This is a genomic window from Desulfurispora sp., from assembly GCF_052744395.1.
In genome coordinates, this window is record NZ_JBRAJI010000022.1 from 1 (window position 1) to 18815 (window position 18815).

General features: G+C 60.3%; 19 protein-coding genes. 18 read left to right on the plus strand and 1 reads right to left on the minus strand.

Annotated features, from left to right (window positions below; translation table 11 throughout):
• Window positions 1–198 (minus strand): hypothetical protein (locus ACUVTU_RS07400; RefSeq protein ID WP_445889322.1); only part of this gene is annotated, 198 nt, incomplete at its 3' end.
• 478 nt (window positions 199–676) lie between these two features.
• Here ACUVTU_RS07400 and purE point away from each other — a divergent pair.
• The 18 genes from purE to ACUVTU_RS07490 all read left to right on the plus strand — a co-directional run bounded on the left by purE (window position 677) and on the right by ACUVTU_RS07490 (window position 18784).
• A complete protein-coding gene (gene purE, locus ACUVTU_RS07405; RefSeq protein WP_445889323.1) occupies window positions 677–1204 on the plus strand; it encodes a 5-(carboxyamino)imidazole ribonucleotide mutase in 528 nt (175 codons plus the stop codon).
• Window positions 1205–1220: 16 nt separating this feature from the next.
• A complete protein-coding gene (gene purB / locus ACUVTU_RS07410) occupies window positions 1221–2513 on the plus strand; it encodes an adenylosuccinate lyase (RefSeq protein WP_445889324.1) in 1293 nt (430 codons plus the stop codon).
• Between the two features lie 14 nt (window positions 2514–2527).
• Window positions 2528–3238 (plus strand): phosphoribosylaminoimidazolesuccinocarboxamide synthase, encoded by a 711-nt coding sequence (gene purC, locus ACUVTU_RS07415; RefSeq protein WP_445889325.1) that lies wholly within the window; start codon window positions 2528–2530, stop codon window positions 3236–3238.
• 64 nt (window positions 3239–3302) lie between these two features.
• A complete protein-coding gene (purF, locus tag ACUVTU_RS07420) occupies window positions 3303–4766 on the plus strand; it encodes an amidophosphoribosyltransferase (protein WP_445889326.1) in 1464 nt (487 codons plus the stop codon).
• 12 nt (window positions 4767–4778) lie between these two features.
• Complete coding sequence (purM, locus tag ACUVTU_RS07425) at window positions 4779–5825, plus strand: phosphoribosylformylglycinamidine cyclo-ligase (protein ID WP_445889327.1); 1047 nt, start codon at window positions 4779–4781, stop codon at window positions 5823–5825.
• A 38-nt stretch (window positions 5826–5863) separates the two neighbouring features.
• Complete coding sequence (purN, locus tag ACUVTU_RS07430; protein ID WP_445889328.1) at window positions 5864–6475, plus strand: phosphoribosylglycinamide formyltransferase; 612 nt, start codon at window positions 5864–5866, stop codon at window positions 6473–6475.
• A 98-nt stretch (window positions 6476–6573) separates the two neighbouring features.
• Window positions 6574–8112: a bifunctional phosphoribosylaminoimidazolecarboxamide formyltransferase/IMP cyclohydrolase gene (gene purH / locus ACUVTU_RS07435; RefSeq protein ID WP_445889329.1), complete on the plus strand. Its 1539-nt coding sequence runs from the start codon at window positions 6574–6576 to the stop codon at window positions 8110–8112.
• Window positions 8113–8178: 66 nt separating this feature from the next.
• The gene (gene purD, locus ACUVTU_RS07440; protein ID WP_445889330.1) at window positions 8179–9438 is read left to right on the plus strand and encodes a phosphoribosylamine--glycine ligase; all 1260 of its coding nucleotides are present in this window, start codon (window positions 8179–8181) and stop codon (window positions 9436–9438) included.
• Between the two features lie 138 nt (window positions 9439–9576).
• On the plus strand, window positions 9577–9867 hold the full coding sequence (locus ACUVTU_RS07445) for a YerC/YecD family TrpR-related protein (RefSeq protein ID WP_445889331.1): 291 nt from the start codon (window positions 9577–9579) through the stop codon (window positions 9865–9867).
• An 87-nt stretch (window positions 9868–9954) separates the two neighbouring features.
• Window positions 9955–11232 (plus strand): histidinol dehydrogenase, encoded by a 1278-nt coding sequence (gene hisD / locus ACUVTU_RS07450; RefSeq protein WP_445889332.1) that lies wholly within the window; start codon window positions 9955–9957, stop codon window positions 11230–11232.
• Window positions 11233–11283: 51 nt separating this feature from the next.
• The gene (gene hisC / locus ACUVTU_RS07455) at window positions 11284–12363 is read left to right on the plus strand and encodes a histidinol-phosphate transaminase (RefSeq protein WP_445889333.1); all 1080 of its coding nucleotides are present in this window, start codon (window positions 11284–11286) and stop codon (window positions 12361–12363) included.
• Window positions 12363–12953 carry an imidazoleglycerol-phosphate dehydratase HisB gene (gene hisB, locus ACUVTU_RS07460; protein WP_445889334.1) on the plus strand — a complete coding sequence of 197 codons (591 nt, stop codon included), beginning with the start codon at window positions 12363–12365 and terminating at the stop codon, window positions 12951–12953. The genes hisC and hisB overlap by 1 nt, the downstream gene beginning before the upstream one ends.
• Window positions 12954–12986: 33 nt before the next feature.
• Window positions 12987–13598, plus strand: a complete 612-nt coding sequence (hisH, locus tag ACUVTU_RS07465; RefSeq protein ID WP_445889335.1) for an imidazole glycerol phosphate synthase subunit HisH — start codon at window positions 12987–12989, stop codon at window positions 13596–13598.
• Complete coding sequence (gene hisA / locus ACUVTU_RS07470) at window positions 13592–14326, plus strand: 1-(5-phosphoribosyl)-5-[(5-phosphoribosylamino)methylideneamino]imidazole-4-carboxamide isomerase (protein WP_445889336.1); 735 nt, start codon at window positions 13592–13594, stop codon at window positions 14324–14326. Before hisH ends, hisA begins: the two co-directional genes overlap by 7 nt.
• A gap of 4 nt (window positions 14327–14330) precedes the next feature.
• Window positions 14331–15092 carry an imidazole glycerol phosphate synthase subunit HisF gene (gene hisF / locus ACUVTU_RS07475; protein WP_445889337.1) on the plus strand — a complete coding sequence of 254 codons (762 nt, stop codon included), beginning with the start codon at window positions 14331–14333 and terminating at the stop codon, window positions 15090–15092.
• 37 nt (window positions 15093–15129) lie between these two features.
• A complete protein-coding gene (gene hisI, locus ACUVTU_RS07480) occupies window positions 15130–15519 on the plus strand; it encodes a phosphoribosyl-AMP cyclohydrolase (RefSeq protein ID WP_445889338.1) in 390 nt (129 codons plus the stop codon).
• Between the two features lie 97 nt (window positions 15520–15616).
• Complete coding sequence (gene pcrA / locus ACUVTU_RS07485) at window positions 15617–17836, plus strand: DNA helicase PcrA (protein WP_445889359.1); 2220 nt, start codon at window positions 15617–15619, stop codon at window positions 17834–17836.
• 114 nt (window positions 17837–17950) lie between these two features.
• Window positions 17951–18784: a lipid II flippase Amj family protein gene (locus tag ACUVTU_RS07490; RefSeq protein ID WP_445889339.1), complete on the plus strand. Its 834-nt coding sequence runs from the start codon at window positions 17951–17953 to the stop codon at window positions 18782–18784.
• Window positions 18785–18815: the final 31 nt, after the last annotated feature.

The window sequence follows — 18815 nt, forward strand, 5'->3', positions numbered from 1 at the left end:
AACCGGACAATGTTTGATATTTCGGTTAAATCGGTGAACCAAACCCTTGTTAACTCTCGATGATAAAGTAATACCGTACCAACGTAGCCCTTTTCCAGGTAATGAAGCTTGATTTGTTCGGTTAGGAACTCTTGAAATTCCTGATGTGAACGCGAAGATTTTAACAAAATAACCACCGCCAGAATCGTTATTTGGCAAAATATGCCTCTATCGCGATTTTGGGGGCAACTCAAATTTGTCAAGCCAACATATGTTCTATTTGAAGTTGTTGGAGGAAAAAACAAAAATGGCCCAAGGCTTAAGCCTTGAACCATATATACTTTCGGATTTCCGAGAGTCTACAACTGAAATCAAGAGGAAAAACCTCAAGACAAATTCGAGTGATAGAGTGGGAGTAAATCCTGTTGACAGATAAATTTTGCCTCTGGTATGATACTGCTGTAGGGAGAAAGTGCGCCTAGGGTTCCGCGCACCGGCTGGTGCGGCTGGACCGAGCGGCGCAAGACAGCCCGGCAGGGGGCGTCACACCGGTAGGGATAAAAGCCCAGGCGGTAGGTTTCTCTGAGGAGAAACCTGCCTGCTTGGGCTTTATCTTTTGGACTATAACATTCTTTGGTGAGGAAAAAATAAACTTTGTTCATGATATTTTCTAGTATCTGCAGGAGGAGGAGTAAAAATGAATACCCCTTTGGTGGGAGTGGTCATGGGCAGTGATTCCGACCTGCCCATCATGAAGGAGGCGGTGGACGCACTGCGGGAGTTTGCCATTCCCCACGAGGTGATCATCTCCTCGGCGCACCGCGTGCCCGAGAAGACCGCCGAATACGCCCGGACGGCGGCACAGCGCGGGCTGGAAGTGATTATCGCCGGGGCCGGGGCTGCCGCTCATCTGCCGGGGGTGATTGCCGCCCTGACACCGCTGCCGGTTATCGGGGTGCCCATCAAGTCGGGAGCGCTGGGCGGGGTGGATGCCCTGTATGCAATAGTCCAGATGCCATCCGGTATTCCCGTGGCCACAGTAGCTGTCAATGGCGCGCGCAATGCCGGCATCCTGGCGGCTCAGATGCTGGGTATCAAGTGCGCGGAAATCAGGGATAAAGTCCTGGCCTATAAAGAAAAACTGGCCCGCCAAGTGCAGGCCAAGTCCCAGCGGCTGGCCGAAATCGGGATCGATGCCTATTTGTCTGAACTGAATCGCAAATAACAAAGGGGAGAATTGCATGATTGACCGCTATACCCTGCCCGAAATGAAAAATATCTGGTCATTGGATAACAAGTTCCGCAAGTGGCTGGATGTGGAGTTGGCCGCCTGCGAAGCACTGGCCGAGCTGGGGGAGATCCCGGAAACCGCGTTACGCAATATTAAAGAAAAGGCCAACTTTGATGTGCAGCGGATTGAGGAAATCGAGGCTGTCACCAATCACGATGTGATTGCTTTTCTCACCTGTGTGGGCGAGTATGTGGGCGAGGATGCCCGCTATATCCACCTGGGGCTGACCTCCTCCGATGTGGTGGATACCGCCCTGGCCCTGCTGATGAAAGAAGCTGCCGGGCATATTATGGAGCGGCTCGTGACCCTGCGCCGCACTCTGCTGGACAGGGCTGGCGAGCATCGCTATACCGTCATGATGGGGCGTACCCATGGCGTGCACGCCGAACCTATCACCTTCGGCTTGAAAATGCTGCTCTGGGTGGCCGAGGTGGACCGGCACATGGAACGGCTGGCCCGGGCTATCGAAACCGTCAGCGTGGGCAAGATTTCCGGCGCCGTGGGTACCTATGCCAATATCGACCCGCGGGTGGAGGAACTGGTCTGCGCCCGCCTGGGCCTTAAGCCAGCCCTGGTCTCCACCCAAATCCTGCAGCGTGACCGTCATGCCGAGTACCTGACCACCCTGGCTGTCATTGGCAGTTCGCTGGAGAAATTCGCCGTGGAGCTGCGCTGCCTGCAGCGCACCGAAGTGCTCGAGGCCGAGGAGTATTTTGCCCGGGGGCAAAAGGGCAGCTCGGCCATGCCCCACAAACGCAACCCCATCACCCTGGAGAGAATCACCGGCCTGGCCCGCCTGCTGCGCGGCAACGCTCTGGTGGCCATGGAAAATGTGGCCCTGTGGCACGAGCGCGACATCTCCCATTCTTCCGTGGAGCGGGTGATCATCCCCGACAGCACCATCACCCTGGACTATATGCTCTACAAGTTCAATCAGATCATGACCAATCTGCTGGTTTATCCCGAGAATATGCAGCGCAATATGGGCCTGTCCCACGGTTTGTTCTTTTCCCAGCGCGTGCTGCTGGCTCTGGTGGAAAAAGGGCTGTCCCGGGAGCGGGCCTACGAACTGGTGCAGCGCAATGCCATGCAGTCCTGGAGCACCCGGCAGGATTTCCAGCAGCTGCTGGCGGCCGACCAGGAAGTGATGCAGTATTTGACCGCTGGCGAGCTGGATGAGCTGTTCCGCTACGATTATCACCTGCGCCACATTGACACCATTTTTGCTCGTTTTGGACTGTAAAGGAGATGATTACTGTGCAAAAGCTGGAAATGATTTACGAAGGCAAGGCCAAACAGGTTTTTCGCACCGACCAGCCCGACCTGTATGTGGTTTACTTCAAAGATGACGCTACTGCTTTTAACGGGCAGAAAAGAGGTACCATTGCCGACAAGGGAGTGCTTAACAACAAAATTTCCGCCTTTTTCTTCCAGCTGCTGGCTCAACAGGGGGTGCCCAGCCACTTTGTAGAACAGGTTAGCGACCGGGAAATGCTGGTCAAGAAACTGCAGATCATTCCGGTGGAAGTGGTAGTGCGCAACATTGCCGCCGGCAGTTTGGCCAAACGTTTGGGGCTGGCCGAAGGCACGGTGCTGCCCGTTACTGTGCTGGAATATTACTACAAGAGCGATGAGCTGGGCGATCCGCTGATCAATGACTACCATATTGCCGCCTTGCATCTGGCCACCCCGCAGCAAATGCAGCAGATCAGCCAGGTGGCCCTGCGGGTGAACCAGATTCTCCAGCAGTTTTTGGCTGACCGGAAGATTATTCTGGTGGACTACAAGCTGGAGTTTGGGCTGCATAACGGGGAAATTCTGCTGGGAGATGAGATCTCTCCCGATACCTGCCGTTTCTGGGATGCCGATACCCGGGAGAAACTGGATAAAGACCGCTTCCGGCGCGACCTGGGCAGTGTGGAGGAGGCCTACCAGGAGGTTTACCGACGTTTGACCGGGGTCAACTAAAGCAGCTGGCATACCGGTTACTGCGGATGGCGGTGCCAGATCTGATCAGACAGGGGGAAAGGATATGCCTGTAACCGCCAGTATCACCCCTGCAGCCGGACGCTCCGGCCGGACCGGGGGGGAGCTTCCGGACAAACCGCGGGAGGAATGCGGTATTTTCGGCGTTTATGCGCCCGGTCGAGAAGTGGCCGCCATGACCTACTACGGGCTTTACGCTCTACAGCATCGCGGGCAGGAGAGCGCTGGCATTGCCGTGGCCGACGGCCGGCAGGTCAACCTGTACAAGGGCATGGGGCTGGTAGCCGAGGTGTTCAGCCGGGAGCGCCTGCAGCAACTGACCGGCCACCTGGCCATCGGCCATGTGCGCTATTCCACTACAGGCGCCAGCCAGCCTCTCAACGCCCAGCCTCTGGTGTTTCGTTACGCCCGGGGCATGCTGGGTCTGGCCCATAACGGTAATATCACCAATGTGGCCGAGCTGCGCGAGCGGCTTACGGCTACCGGTTCGGTCTTTCAGTCCACCACCGACAGCGAAGTGATTGTCAACCTGATCGCCCGCTATGGTTCCAGCAGCCTGGAGGAAGCGGTGGTCAAGTGCATGATTGACATCAAAGGGGCCTATTCGCTGCTCTTGATCACTGCGGACAGGCTGCTGGCCGTGCGCGACCCTTACGGTTTCCGCCCCCTGTGCCTGGGGGAATTACCCCAGGGGGGGTATGTGTTGGCTTCGGAATCCTGTGCTCTGGACACGGTGGGGGCGCGCAAGCTGCGCGATGTGCAGCCGGGCGAGATCATCTCCATCGATCAGAACGGCCTTTCCTGTCAGACCGTGCTGTCGCCCCGCCGGCGGGCCCACTGCATATTTGAATATATCTACTTTGCCCGGCCCGACAGTGAAATTGACGGTTTCAACGTCAACCAGGTGCGCCGGGCCCTGGGCAGGCAACTGGCCCGGGAATACCGGGTACAGGCCGATCTGGTCATCCCCGTGCCCGATTCGGGTACGGCGGCGGCGCGGGGGTTTGCCGAGGAGTCGGGGATACCCTTTGAAGAAGGGCTGATGAAAAACCGTTACATCGGCCGCACCTTCATTCAGCCCACCCAGGATTTGCGTGACCTGGCCGTGCGCCTGAAACTCAACCCGGTGCGCGAGGTTCTGCAGGGCAAGTCGGTAATCATGATTGACGATTCCCTGGTCCGGGGTACCACCAGCCGCAAAATTGTGGGTATGCTGCGCGATTGCGGTGTGCGCGAGGTGCATTTCCTGCTCAGTTCACCCCCGGTGGTCAAGTCCTGTTACTACGGCATCGACACCTCGGACGAGAGCGAACTGCTGGCAGCCAGCCAGCCGGTGGAGGAAATCCGCCGCATCATCGGGGCGGACGGGCTGTATTACCTCAGCCAGGAAGGTATGCTGGAGGTTTTTGGGGAATACCGGCACAACTTGTGTACGGCCTGCTTCGACGGCAGCTATCCGGTGGAGATTCCGGCCGGCAGTGGCAAAAAAGCCAAGTACAGTCTGGAGTGAGGGGGAAGGGCAGTGCAGGATAATAGACAACCGCTCACCTACGCGGCGGCCGGGGTGGATATAGCGGCCGGCAACCGGGCAGTGGAATTGATGAAGCAGGCGGTGCGCAGCACTTTCACCCCCGGGGTGCTGGCCGACATCGGAGGTTTTGGCGGCCTTTTCGCCCTGGAGCTGGGTCAGTACCGGCAGCCGGTGCTGGTGGCCGGTACCGATGGGGTGGGCACCAAACTGAAAGTGGCCATGCTCATGGACCGGCACGACACGGTGGGCATTGACCTGGTGGCCATGTGTGTCAACGACATCCTGGTACAGGGTGCCCGGCCGCTGTTCTTTTTGGACTATCTGGCGGTGGGCCAACTGGTGCCCGAAAAAGTGGCCACCATTGTGGCCGGTATTGCCGCCGGTTGCCGCCAGGCCGGCTGCGCCCTGATTGGAGGGGAAACCGCCGAAATGCCCGGTTTTTACGGTCCGGAAGAATATGATCTGGCCGGATTTGCTGTTGGGGTGGTGGATAAAGAGCGGATCATTGACGGCCGAGACATTCAGCCGGGTGATGTCGTGATTGGACTGGCCTCCAGCGGCCTGCACAGCAACGGCTATTCCCTGGCCCGGCGGGCGTTGCTGGAGGTGGCCGGTTACGGCGTGGACAGCTACCTGCCCGAGCTGGGCTGTACCGTGGGTGAGGAGCTGCTGAAACCCACGGTGATCTATGTGCCGGCCCTTCTGCCGCTGCTGGAGGATGGTGTACCCATCAAAGGACTGGCTCATATCACCGGCGGGGGGTTGGTGGAAAACGTCCCCCGCATTCTGCCGCCCGGCACGGCCGTCCGGCTGCAATCCGCCAGCTGGCCGGTGCCGCCGGTGTTTGATCTCATTGCCCGCATTGGCCGGGTAGAGCAAACAGAAATGCGGCGCACATTCAACATGGGCATCGGCATGGTGCTGGTGGTAGATGCCGGGCAGGCGGACGACGTGCTCTCCCGCCTGATCCAGAGCGGTGTGCGGGCCGCATGGATCGGCCAGATTGTCCCGGGCGATGGTACTGTGATTTTTGATTGAGAAACCGGTGTGAACGCAGGTAAATTGAGGTGAACTTCATGTCACGGCTGAAAATCGGCGTGCTGGCTTCCGGCCGCGGTTCCAATCTGCAGGCCCTGCTGGACGCCTGTGCCGGGGGTAACATTCCGGCCGAGGTGGCCGTAGTGCTCAGCGACATTTCCGACGCCTACGCCCTGCAGAGAGCACGGCAAAGCCAGGTGCCGGCCCTCCATGTTGATCCGGCCGCCTGGCCCGGCAGGGAGCAGTACGAGCAGGAACTGGTGCGCCTCTTGCAGGCACACGGAGTCGAACTGGTTTGTCTGGCCGGTTATATGCGGCTGGTGGGCCGGGTGATGTTGCAGGCCTTCCCCGGCCGGATTATGAACATCCATCCTTCTCTGCTGCCCGCCTTTCCCGGTTTGCACGCCCAGAAGCAGGCACTGGATTACGGGGTGCGCTTTACCGGATGTACCGTGCACTTTGTGGATGAGGGCATGGACAGCGGCCCCATCATTCTGCAGGCAGTGGTGCCTGTGCTGGATGGAGATGATGAAGCCAGCCTGGCTGCCCGTATACTGGAGCAGGAACATCAGATTTATCCCCGGGCGGTGGATTTGTTTGCCCGGGGTAGACTGCTTCTTAAGGGGCGGCGGGTGTGCATTTTGGAATAGGGCAACCGGCGGGCGGGATACCGTCTGCCCCTCCCGGGCTGCTGTTGATCATGTTCGCAGTTGGCCCAAAAAAAATTGTATCTGGCAGGTGAGTATAGATGACCATGCGTCCCCGGGCGCTGTTGAGCGTTTCCGACAAAACCGGCCTGAGCGATTTTGCCCGCGGTCTGGTGGAACTGGGGTTTGAAATTGTTTCTACCGGTGGTACGGCCAGAGCGCTGCGCGAGGCCGGAGTAGAAGTTACATATGTATCCGATGTTACCGGCTTTCCCGAAATTCTGGACGGCCGGGTGAAAACCCTGCATCCGCGCGTGCACGGCGGTATTCTGGCCCGCCGCACCCCGCCCCACCTGGAACAGCTGGCGGCCAACGGTATCGCCCCCATCGATCTGGTGGCGGTAAACCTGTATCCTTTCCGTCAGACGGTAGCCCGACCGGATGTCACCCTGGACGAGGCCATTGAAAACATTGACATTGGCGGTCCGGCCATGGTGCGGGCGGCGGCCAAAAACCACGAGGCCGTGCTGGTGGTGGTGAACCCGGCCCGTTATGATGAAGTGCTGGCGGCACTGAGAAACGGTACGGTTTCCCCGGAACTGCGCCGCCGCCTGGCCCTGGAGGCTTTCAGCCATACGGCGGCCTATGATGCAGCCATAGCCGCCTATCTGGCCAAAGTAATCGGTCAGGAAATGCCGGCTACGCTAACTGTATCCTTCGAACTGGTACAGCCTCTGCGCTACGGGGAGAACCCGCACCAGGCCGCGGCCTTTTACCGCGACCCGGCGGTCACCGGACCCTGCATCGGCCGGGCCGAACAGCTGGCCGGCAAAGAGCTGTCCTACAACAATATTCTGGATGCCCATGCCGCCCTGGAACTGGTGCGCGAGTTTGCTGATCCGGCCGTCGTGATTATCAAGCACAACAATCCCTGCGGCGCGGCCTGTGCTTCCGACGTGGCCAGCGCTTACCGGTTGGCCTACGAGTCGGATCCGGTCTCGGCTTTCGGGGGGATAGTGGCCTGCAACCGGCCGGTGGACGAGGCGGCGGCCCGGGCCATGACCGAAATATTCCTGGAAGCGGTGGTGGCTCCCGATTTTACCGCCGGAGCGCTGGAAATCCTGCGCAGTAAAAGCGGCCTGCGCCTGCTGAAGGTCGGCGACCTGCAGGAGCAGAGCAGCGACCGTCTGGAACTGCGCAAAGTTAACGGGGGATTGCTGGTGCAGCACTACGACCGGGTTGTGCTCAATCCCCAGGAGTTGCAGGTGGTGACCAGCCAGGCTCCCACTGCCGAGCAGTTGCAGGAGCTGATCTTTGCCATGACCATTGTCAAGCATGTCAAGTCCAACGCTATTGTGGTGACCAGGGGCCGGCAGCTGCTGGGCGTGGGGGCCGGGCAGATGAACCGCGTGGGGGCGGCCCGCATTGCCCTGGAACAGGCCGGAGAAAAAGCCCGGGGGGCCGTGCTGGCTTCCGATGCCTTCTTCCCCTTCCGGGACACGGTGGACGTGGCGGCGGCTGCGGGCATCGCCGCCATTATCCAGCCGGGTGGCTCCCTGCGCGATGCCGAGTCCATCCAGGCCGCCAACCAGCACGGCCTGGCCATGGTCTTCACCGGTATCAGACATTTCAAGCACTAGCTTTTAACATTGTCCGAGCAGGTGTGTTTTTCCCCAATATATATTCATCCGGGGGAGGGATTACCCTTGAAAATACTGGTGGTAGGCGGCGGCGGCCGGGAGCATGCCCTGGTGTGGAAAATAGCCCAGAGTCCTCTGGTACAGCAAATATACTGCGCCCCGGGCAATCCGGGCATTGCCGGGCTGGCCCGGTGCGTGCCCGTGGCCGCGGAGGATATTGACGGCCTGCTGGCCCTGGCCCGCCGGGAACAAATCGACCTCACCGTGGTGGGGCCGGAAATGCCCCTCACCCTGGGGCTGGCCGACGCCTTTGCCCGGGCGGGCCTGGCTGTGTTTGGTCCCTCGGCGGCGGCGGCGGCCATCGAGGGCAGCAAAAAGCTGGCCAAGGACCTGATGCAGCAATACGGCATTCCCACCGCCCGCTATGTTACATTTACCGATTACGCGGCAGCCCGCCGGTATATTGTGGAGCAGAACCGTCCCTGTGTGGTCAAAGCTGACGGCCTGGCGGCCGGCAAAGGCGTGATTGTGGCCCACACCGTGGAGCAGGCCCTGGAAGCGCTGGATCTGATCATGCGGGACAGGGCTTTTGGCCGGGCCGGCGATGTGGTGGTGGTGGAAGAACTGCTGGTGGGGCAGGAGGCCAGCGTGCTGGCCTTCACCGACGGTCGGACCGTGATCCCCATGCTGCCCGCCCAGGACCACAAGCAGGTCTTTGACGGGGACCAGGGACCCAACACCGGAGGCATGGGAGCATACGCCCCCGCGCCGCTGGTGGACCGGGCCCTGCTGCAGCAAGTGCAGCAAACCATTCTGGAGCCCATGGTGCGGGCGCTGGCCGCCGAAGGCCGGCCCTACCGGGGAGTGCTCTATGCCGGGCTGATGCTCACCCCGGAAGGGCCCAAAGTGCTGGAGTTCAACGCCCGCTTTGGAGATCCCGAGGCCCAGCCCGTACTGGCCCTGCTCCAAAGCGATCTGGTGGAAATCATGCTGGCCGTGGTCCAGGGGCGCCTGGCCGGGCAAACCGTAGAGTGGCACGATGGGGCCGCCGTGTGTGTGGTGCTGGCTTCCAGGGGCTATCCGGGAAGTTATGCTAAAGGAATACCCATCAGCGGCCTGGATGCAGTGCCGCCCGAAGTATTGGTCTTTCACGCCGGTACGGCGCTGCAGGACGGACAGCTGGTCACGGCCGGCGGCCGGGTGCTGGGAGTGACCGCCCGGGGGAAAAATATCCCCGCCGCCATCGAGCTGGCCTATCGGGGAGTGGAGCAAATCAGCTTTGCCGGTATGCATTACCGGCGGGATATCGGACGAAAAGCACTATAACTTACAGGACCCGCCTTTCCGGGCGGGTTTTTCTGTTGCGGGCGGCTATTTTGTTTTAATACATTAAAACATGAAAGGATTGTATTCGATCATGGCGAAAATATTATTGAAGAAGAAAACCAGGAAAGCGGGATGGTTATGGCCTACACGGAGAAACTGAAAGATGAGCTGATGGATCAATTGTTTAACGCGATCTTGCAACTGCGCACGGTTGACGAATGTTACCGGTTCTTTGAGGACCTGTGCACGGTAGCTGAATTAAAAGCACTGGCCCAGCGCCTGGAAGTGGCCAGAATGCTGCAGGAAAACAAAACCTACGGCGAAATAGCCGAGCGCACCGGGGCCAGTACGGCTACCATCAGCCGGGTGAAACGCTGTCTGAATTACGGCGCCGATGGTTACAAACTGGTTCTGGCCCGTCTGAAATGACCCGGATGGTTGACGAAACATATTTCCTGGTTTATGATATTATCATGACACCAATTTAATTAGTTAAAGTATAAAGGAGGAACATTTTTGTTACACCTGTATGAAGATATAGAACAGGCCCGGCAGGTTCTCCTGGCACGGCGGCAGGAGGTGGCCCGCCAGGCCGCCCGGGATGTGGCGCGCATTTTGCAAGAAGTACGGCAGGAGGGGGATGAAGCCCTAATCCGGCTGCTGGAAACTTACGATGAGGTTAAGACAACACCGGAACACCTGCGAGTGAGCGAGGCGGAGATTGCCGCTGCCGAGCAGCAGGTCGAGCCGGAATTTAAAGAAGCCGTCGCCCTGGCCTGCCGGAACATCACTGAGTACCATCGCCAACAGCTGAGCAACTCCTGGTTTTGCACCGGCCCCCAGGGCGAGTTTCTGGGGCAGCTGGTCACCCCGCTGGCCCGGGTGGGCATTTATGTGCCCGGCGGCAAGGCCAGCTACCCTTCTTCGGTGCTGATGAATGCCCTGCCGGCGCGGGTGGCCGGAGTGGCGGAAATAGTTATGGTTACCCCGCCCCGTCCGGACGGGTCGCTCAGCCCCCATGTCCTTTATGCCGCCCGGCAGGCGGGAGTAACCGAAATATACCGGGTGGGCGGTGCCCAGGCTATTGCCGCTCTGGCCTACGGTACCCCGACCATCCGCCGGGTGGACAAAATTACCGGGCCGGGCAACATTTATGTCACCCTGGCCAAACAGCAGGTTTATGGAGTTGTGGATATAGACATGCTGGCCGGTCCCAGCGAGGTGCTGGTGGTAGCCGATGACAGCGCTCCCGCCGCCTATGTGGCGGCCGACCTGCTGGCCCAGGCCGAGCACGATCAGCTGGCCAGCGCCGTGCTGGTCACCACCAGCCGCCGTCTGGCTGCGGCGGTGCAGCAGGAGCTGGCCAGGCAGCTGCCGCTGCTGGCGCGGCGGGAAATTGTGGAGCAGGCGCTGGCCAACCAGGGAGCTATAGTGCTGGTGGACAGTCTGGACACCGCCCTGGCTCTGGCCAATGAACTGGCTCCCGAACACCTGGAATTGATGGTGGAACAGCCGCTGGCCTGGCTGGGCCGGGTGCGCTGTGCCGGGGCGGTCTTTCTGGGACCGTACAGTCCGGAACCGCTGGGTGACTATCTGGCCGGTCCCAACCATGTTCTGCCCACCGGGGGCACGGCGCGCTTTTATTCTCCCCTGGGAGTGGAAAGCTTCTTGAAGCGCACCAGTGTGATCGGTTATACGCCGGAGGCTTTGCGGCAGGTGGCCGGTGCGGCCATTACGCTGGCGGCAGTGGAGGGGCTGGATGCCCACGCCGCTTCCATCAAAATACGCCTGTAGTACTACAGCGTAAGATCATGTTATTCATGTTATTTTAGGAGATGATTCAAATTGTCCCTTTCCTTCGACCTGTCCGCCCTCACCAGGCCCGACCTGCGCGATCTCCAGCCTTACGACCCGCATCCCATGCCGGGTATGATCAAGCTGGATGCCAATGAAAACCCCTTTGATTTTCCCGAAGAAGTGCGCTCGTACTTATGGAAGTGCTTCCACAGCGAGAGCTTCACCCGCTACCCGGATCCGGCCGCCGGGGATTTGCGCCGCGAGCTGGCCGCCTATACCGGCGTGGTGCCGGAGAACATCATTGCCGGCAACGGTTCGGATGAACTGATTCTCTATCTGATGCTGGCCTTTGGCACCGGTCGCCGGGTGCTCATCGCCACCCCGACTTTCAGCATGTACGGGATCCACGCCCGCATAGCCGGGGCCCGGCCGGTAGAGGTGCCCCGTCTGCCCAATTTCGCTCTGGATGTGGACCGGCTGCTGGAGGAGGCGGCCCACCCCGCAGTGAGCCTGCTGGTGATTTGCTCACCCAACAATCCCACCGGCAACGCCGCCCTGCCGGGCGACATCGAAGCCCTGCTGGCGGGTACCCGGGCCCTGGTGGTGGTGGACGAGGCCTACATCGAGTTCGGCGGCGTCAGCTGTGTACCGCTGTTAAAACGCTATCCCAATCTGGTCATTCTGCGCACCCTGTCCAAGGCTTTTGGTCTGGCCGGATTGAGAGTGGGCTACCTGCTGGCCGGCCAGCCGGTGATCCGGGAACTGCTGAAAGTAAAACAGCCGTACAACCTGAACGATTTTTCCCAGATGGCGGCCCTGGCCGTACTCAAGTGCCGGGAATCCTTCTTCAGTCTGGTGGAAAGAATCTTGCAAAATAAAATGGTGCTGCTGGAGGGAATGAACGAAATTCCCGGGGTGGAGGTTTTTCCCGGTGTGACCAACTTCCTGCTTTTCCGCACCCCGCTGCCGGCGGATACAGTTTACCGCCGGCTGGTGGATCAGGGTATCCTGATCCGCAATGTCTCCGGTCCGGGTCTGGAAAGATGTTTGCGGGTTACCGTGGGCACGCCGGAGGAAAATGCCATCTTCCTGGCGAAATTAAAAATGGTGATGGAGATGGCGGAATAATGGAGAACAGCGGGAGAACAAGTGTGCAGAGCAGATGTACGCAGGAAACCAGGGTGGAGCTGACACTTTGCCTGGATGGCTGCGGCCGTAGCCGCATCAGCACAGGTATCGGTTTTCTGGATCACATGCTGCAGCTTCTAACCTACCATGCCGCTTTTGATCTGGAGCTGGCGGCCGCGGGCGACCTGCACGTGGACGGTCACCACACGGTGGAAGATGTGGGCATCACCCTGGGCCGGGCGCTGGCGGCCGCCCTGGGCGACAAAAAAGGGATTGCCCGCTACGGGCAGTGCTTTTTGCCCATGGACGAAGCGCTGGTGCTGGTAGCGCTGGACATCAGCGGGCGGGGCCTGCTGGTGGAAGATCTGCAGCTGCCCCCGGTGATGCTGGGCAACTTCGCTGCCGAGCTGGTGCCCGAATTCTTGCGGGCCCTGGCGCACAATGCGGGCATCACGCTGCACGTGCGGCGCCTTGCCGGCACCAACACCCACCATGTCATTGAGGCGGTGTTCAAGGGACTGGGGCGGGCGCTGCGCCAGGCGGTAGCCCGGTCGGGGGAGGGCATACCTTCCACCAAGGGCGTGCTCTAGTCATGATTTGCGGGAAGAGGGAGAGGTTTAATTTTGCTGGCCATTATTGATTACGGGATGGGTAACCTGCGCAGTGTACAAAAGAGCCTGGAAAAAGTGGGGTTGCCCGTTCAGGTGGTAAGCTCGCCGGCCCGGGTGGCCGATGCCTCCGGTGTGGTGCTGCCCGGGGTGGGGGCCTTTGCCGATGCCATGCACAACCTGCAGAAAACCGGTCTGGATCAGGCGGTTTGCCGGGCCATTGCTGCGGGGAAGCCCTATCTGGGCATCTGTCTGGGGCTGCAGCTGCTTTTTGAACACAGCGAGGAATGGGGCGGCAGCCCCGGCCTGGGTATTTTGCCGGGCCGGGTGAAAAGACTGCCCGATCTGGTCAAGGTACCCCACATGGGCTGGAACCAGGTGGATTTCTCCGGGGAATGTCCTCTTTTTGCCGGCATACCGGCCGGCAGCCACTTTTACTTTGTCCACTCCTATTACTGTGCTCCGGCCGATGCCGCCCTGGTGGCCGGCCGCACAACATACGGCGTGGAATTTGCTTCGGCAGTCTGGCGCGACAATATCATGGCCATTCAGTTTCACCCGGAAAAGAGCAGTCGCCTGGGGCTGCGGGTATTAGAAAACTTTGGGAGGCTGGTGGAAAAATGTTAGTCATTCCGGCCATCGATTTGCGGGAAGGCCGCTGTGTCCGCCTGGTAGAAGGCAGACTGGATGCGGAAACAGTGTACTCGGACGACCCGGTGGCTATGGCCGCTGCCTGGCAGGCCCAGGGCGCGCGCTGGCTGCATGTGGTGGATCTGGACGGCGCTTTTGCTGGAAAGCCCAAGAACCTGGAGGTAATCCGCGAGATTATCTGTTCGGTGCAGATTCCGGTGCAGGTGGGCGGCGGAATCCGGGAAATGGGCGCCATTGAAGAACTGCTGGCCCTGGGAGCCGGACGGGTGATTCTGGGTACAGTGGCCATCTACCGTCCGGAGCTGGTGCAGGAGGCCTGCCGGCGCTTCGGTGAAAGGGTGCTGGTGGGTATTGACGCCCGCGACGGCAAGGTGGCCATTGAAGGCTGGGGGGTCACGGCCCAGAAGGACGCGCTGGAACTGGCCCTGGAAATGAAGAAGATTGGCGTCAGCCGCATTGTCTTCACCGATATCTGGCGGGATGGCAAACTGGTCGGGCCCAACCTGCAGGCCATTGCCGACCTGGCCCGCGCCAGCGGTTTGAAAATAATCGCCTCGGGCGGGGTTTCCACCCTGGAAGACATAGTAGCGGTAAAGGGTCTGGCCCCTCTGGGCGTGGAGGCCGTCATTGTGGGCAAGGCCCTGTATGCCGGTACCGTAACCCTGGCCCAGGCCCTGGCCGCGGCGGCCGGACAGGAGGCGTAGCAAAGTGCTGACCAGGCGCATCATCCCCTGCCTGGATGTGACCGGCGGGCGGGTGGTCAAGGGAACCAATTTTGTTAATTTGCGCGACGCCGGCGACCCGGTGGAGCTGGCTGCGCTGTACGACCGGTCCGGAGCCGACGAACTGGTCTTTCTGGATATCACCGCTTCATCGGACGGGCGCAAGACTATGGTGGAAGTGGTTTACCGCACGGCCGGCGAGGTGTTCATTCCCTTTACCGTGGGGGGCGGTATCAGCAGTCTGGAGGACATCCGGCTCATGCTCACCGCCGGAGCGGACAAGGTTTCCATCAACACTGCCGCCATCAAGAATCCGGCGCTGGTGGCCGCCGGGGCGGAGAAGTTTGGCAGCCAGTGTATTGTGGTGGCCATCGACGCCCGCCGGGTGGGGCCGGATCGGTGGGAATTGTATACCCACGGCGGGCGCCGCCCCACGGGCATTGATGCCGTTGAGTGGGCCAAACAGGTGGAGGAGCTGGGAGCGGGGGAAATTTTGCTCACCAGTATGGACCGGGACGGCACCAAAGACGGCTACGACCTGGAATTGACCCGGGCCGTGGCCCGGGCCGTGCGCATTCCCGTCATCGCCTCGGGGGGCGTAGGCCAGGTAGAACACATCGCCCAGGGGCTAACCGAGGGCGAGGCCGATGCCGCTCTGGCGGCCTCCATTTTCCACTTTGGGGAGTATACCATAGCTGAAGTGAAGCAGTATCTGGCCCGGCGCGGCATACCGGTGCGCCCGGTTTAAAACTCCTATTTGGGATTATCTAACAAGGAGGAAAACAATGGCAGCTTTCGATGTGCAAACTCTACGCTACAACAGTGACGGCCTGATTCCCGTAATTGTTCAGGACGAGGAGAGCCGGGAGGTGCTCATGCTGGCCTATATGAACGCCGAGGCGGTCAAGCGGACGCTGGAGAGTGGGGAGACCTGGTTCTGGAGCCGCAGCCGCCAGCAGTTCTGGCACAAGGGCGAAACCTCGGGTCATGTGCAGAAGGTCACCCGGATGGCCTACGACTGCGACCGGGACACGCTGCTGGTGCGGGTTCAGCAGGTGGGGGCGGCCTGCCACGAGGGCTATTTCAGCTGTTTTCACTATGTGCTGCAGCCCGATGGAAGCGTTGCAGTAGAGGGCGAGAAAATGTTTGATCCGGATCAGGTGTATAAAAAGTAATTTTATGGTATAATCTGTCCTGAGCCAATGCATGAGCCGGCGTGTACGCACCGGCTTTTTGTTTGCCAACTCCATTCAACAGAGGAATGATGTCGATATGGACCTGCTGGCCAATCTCAACCCCGTCCAGGCCGAGGCGGTGTGCCACAAGGATGGCCCGCTGCTGGTGCTGGCCGGGGCGGGCAGTGGCAAGACCAGAGTGTTGACCACGCGGATTGCCTATTTAATTAAAGAATATGGAGTCAAACCCTGGCAGATTCTGGCCATCACCTTTACCAACAAGGCGGCCCGGGAAATGAAGGAGAGGGTGGCGGCCATAGTGCCGGAAAATGTCCAGGATCTGTGGGTGATGACCTTTCACGCCGCCTGTTTGCGCATATTGCGCCGCCAGGCCGTGTTTGCCGGTTACCGGGAAGGCTTTGTCATCTACGATCAGGCCGACCAGCAGACCGTGCTCAAGGATTGTTTGAAAGAACTCAATCTGGATGAAAAGCGTTATCCGCCCCGCACAGTGGCCGCCCTGATCTCCCAGGCCAAAAACCGCTTGCAGGATGCCGCTGCCTTTGCCGGGCAGGCCAAAGACTATTTTACCCGGGTGGTGGGCACGGTTTATGAGCGGTATCAGGAAAGGCTGCGGCGCAACAATGCCCTGGACTTTGACGATCTGCTCATGGTTACGGTGCGCCTGTTTGAACAGCAGCCCGAAGTACTGGACTACTACCGCCAGCGTTTTCGCTATATTCTGGTGGACGAGTATCAGGATACCAACCATGCCCAGTATGTGCTGGTGAACCTGCTGGCCCGGGAGCACCGCAACCTGTGTGTGGTGGGCGACCCCGACCAGAGCATTTATCATTTCCGCGGTGCCGACATTCAAAACATCCTCAGCTTTGAGCAGGACTATCCCGAAGCCAGGGTGATCAAGCTGGAGCAAAACTACCGCTCCACGCAAACCATTTTGGAGGCGGCCAACCAGGTCATCACCCACAACATCGACCGCAAGGAGAAAAACCTCTGGACCACGGCCGACCGGGGTGATCCCGTAGTGGTTTTTGTGGGGGACAATGAACGGGACGAGGCCGAATATGTGGTCAACCGCATTGAGCGGCTCAGGTATCTGAAAGGATTACCTTACCGGCACATGGCCGTACTGTATCGCACCCACGCTATGTCCCGCGTGCTGGAGGAAGCGCTGGTGCGCCGGGGCATCCCCTACACCATGGTGGGGGGGCTCAAGTTTTACGAGCGCAAGGAAATTAAAGATCTACTGGCCTATCTGCGCCTGCTGATCAACCCGGCCGACTGGCTGGCTCTGGCCCGCATCATCAATGTACCCCGGCGGGGCATCGGTGAGGCTTCGCTGCAGAAAATCATCCAGTACGGGCAGGAAAACCGGCTGGACGCTCTGCAGGTGCTGCTGCGGGCCGGGCAGATCGCCGGGCTGGGCGCCAAAATCAAAAACGCCTGTCTGGCGCTGGGGGAAACTCTGGCCGCCCTGGCAGAACAGGCAGCGCAGCCGGGCACGGTAACCCGGATTACCCGGCAGGTGCTGGAGGATACCGGATACCGGCAGGAACTGGAGCTGGAGAACACCGTGGAAGCGCGTACCCGGCTGGAGAACCTGCAAGAATTCTTAACTGTCACCCGGCAGTACGATGTGGAAAATCCGCAGGGCAACCTGGCCGACTTTCTTTCCGGCCTTTCGCTGGTCGCCGATGTGGACAGGTACGATCAGGACCAGGACAGTGTGGTGCTGATGACCCTGCACAGCGCCAAGGGTCTGGAATTTCCCGTGGTTTTCCTGGTGGGGATGGAAGAGGGGGTATTCCCGCACTTCAAGGCCCTGGAGAGCGGCGTGGCGATGCAGGAGGAACGCCGCCTGGCCTATGTAGGCATTACCCGGGCCCGGCAAAAGCTCTATATGACCCGCTGCTGGCAGCGCACGCTCTACGGACTGACCAAAATCAATAAGCCGTCCCGCTTTTTACAGGAAATACCGCCCGCTCTGCTGGTGGAAGTGGATCCGCTGGATGCACCGGCCAGGGCCCCTGTAAGCCGGACAGCCGGTCAATCAGCCCGACCAGGGGGGACACTGGTGAATAACATCGCCGTTTCCCGGCCCCCACTGTCCGGTGGAGAGGCCGGCGGAGCAGCGCTGGCCCTTAAGGCCGGTGATGCGGTACGGCATAAAAAATGGGGCGTGGGAAAGGTTATACTGGTTAAGGGGCGGGGCGAAAAACTGGAATACCAGGTGGAGTTTCCCGGATTGGGTGTAAAAAACCTGCTGGCCATGTATGCCCCCCTGGAAAAGCTGTGAGGTTTAATTGGCCGCATCCCGGGCCTGGAGGGAGCCGTCTCCCGGCAGCGGCAGGCCGGGCGCTGGTGAACAGGCCAGAGGAGCGAACTGCACGGAGCGGGTGGGGGAATGAATATGGAACGCTTGCTGCTGGTAGCCGGGCTGACCGCGCTGATCCATTTAATCAATACAGTGATTTACGCCGTGCGGGTGGCCGGGGTGCGCACCGGCCGGCCGGCCACAGCCATGTCCATTTTCAATGTGGTCTTTTTATTGTCCAGCACGGCCAATATGATCCAGGGTCCGCTCATGGCCACCATTGTGGAGGGGGCTATCTTGAACGCCGCCACGCTGGCGGTGCGGGAGCAGGCCCTGGCTTCCCTGGCGGGGCAGATCCGCCTGGTGCTGGCGGCGGCCACCCTGGGCACCCTGCTGGGTTTTCTGGGCCAGCGCTCTTTTGCCCGGATTTTTGCCGCCGGAGTGGCCCTTTTTGAGTATGTGGGCGGCTCGGTGCCCCGCCTGCTGGGACTGCTGCTCTGCTGGCCCCGGCAGGCAGCCGGGCTGGCCCGCCGCCATGCCCTGCCCTTTCCGCCGGCTGTACGCTTCCGCGAGCCGGCCGGACGGCTGCCGCGGGGTTTTCTGGTGCTCAATGTGCTGGTGACGGGGATTTTTACCACCGGGGTGCTGTCCGCTCTTTACGCTGGTGCGCTCTATCCCGACTACCGGGCTTCGGCCACCATGCTGGCTTCGCTGGTCAACGGCGTGGCCCAGGTGCTCTTTGCCACGGTGGTGGATCCCACGGCCGCCCGCCTGACTGACCAGGCCCTGCAGGGCCAGCGTCCCTTTGCCGATGTGCAGCGCCTGGCCCTGTACCTGGCGGCCACCCGGCTGGCCGGCACCGTGCTGGCCCAGGCGGTTTTTCTGCCCGCGGCCTACCTCATCCGGGCGGTGGCTCTGCTGATTACTTGAGCATGGCCCGGCCCGGAAATCAATATCACAT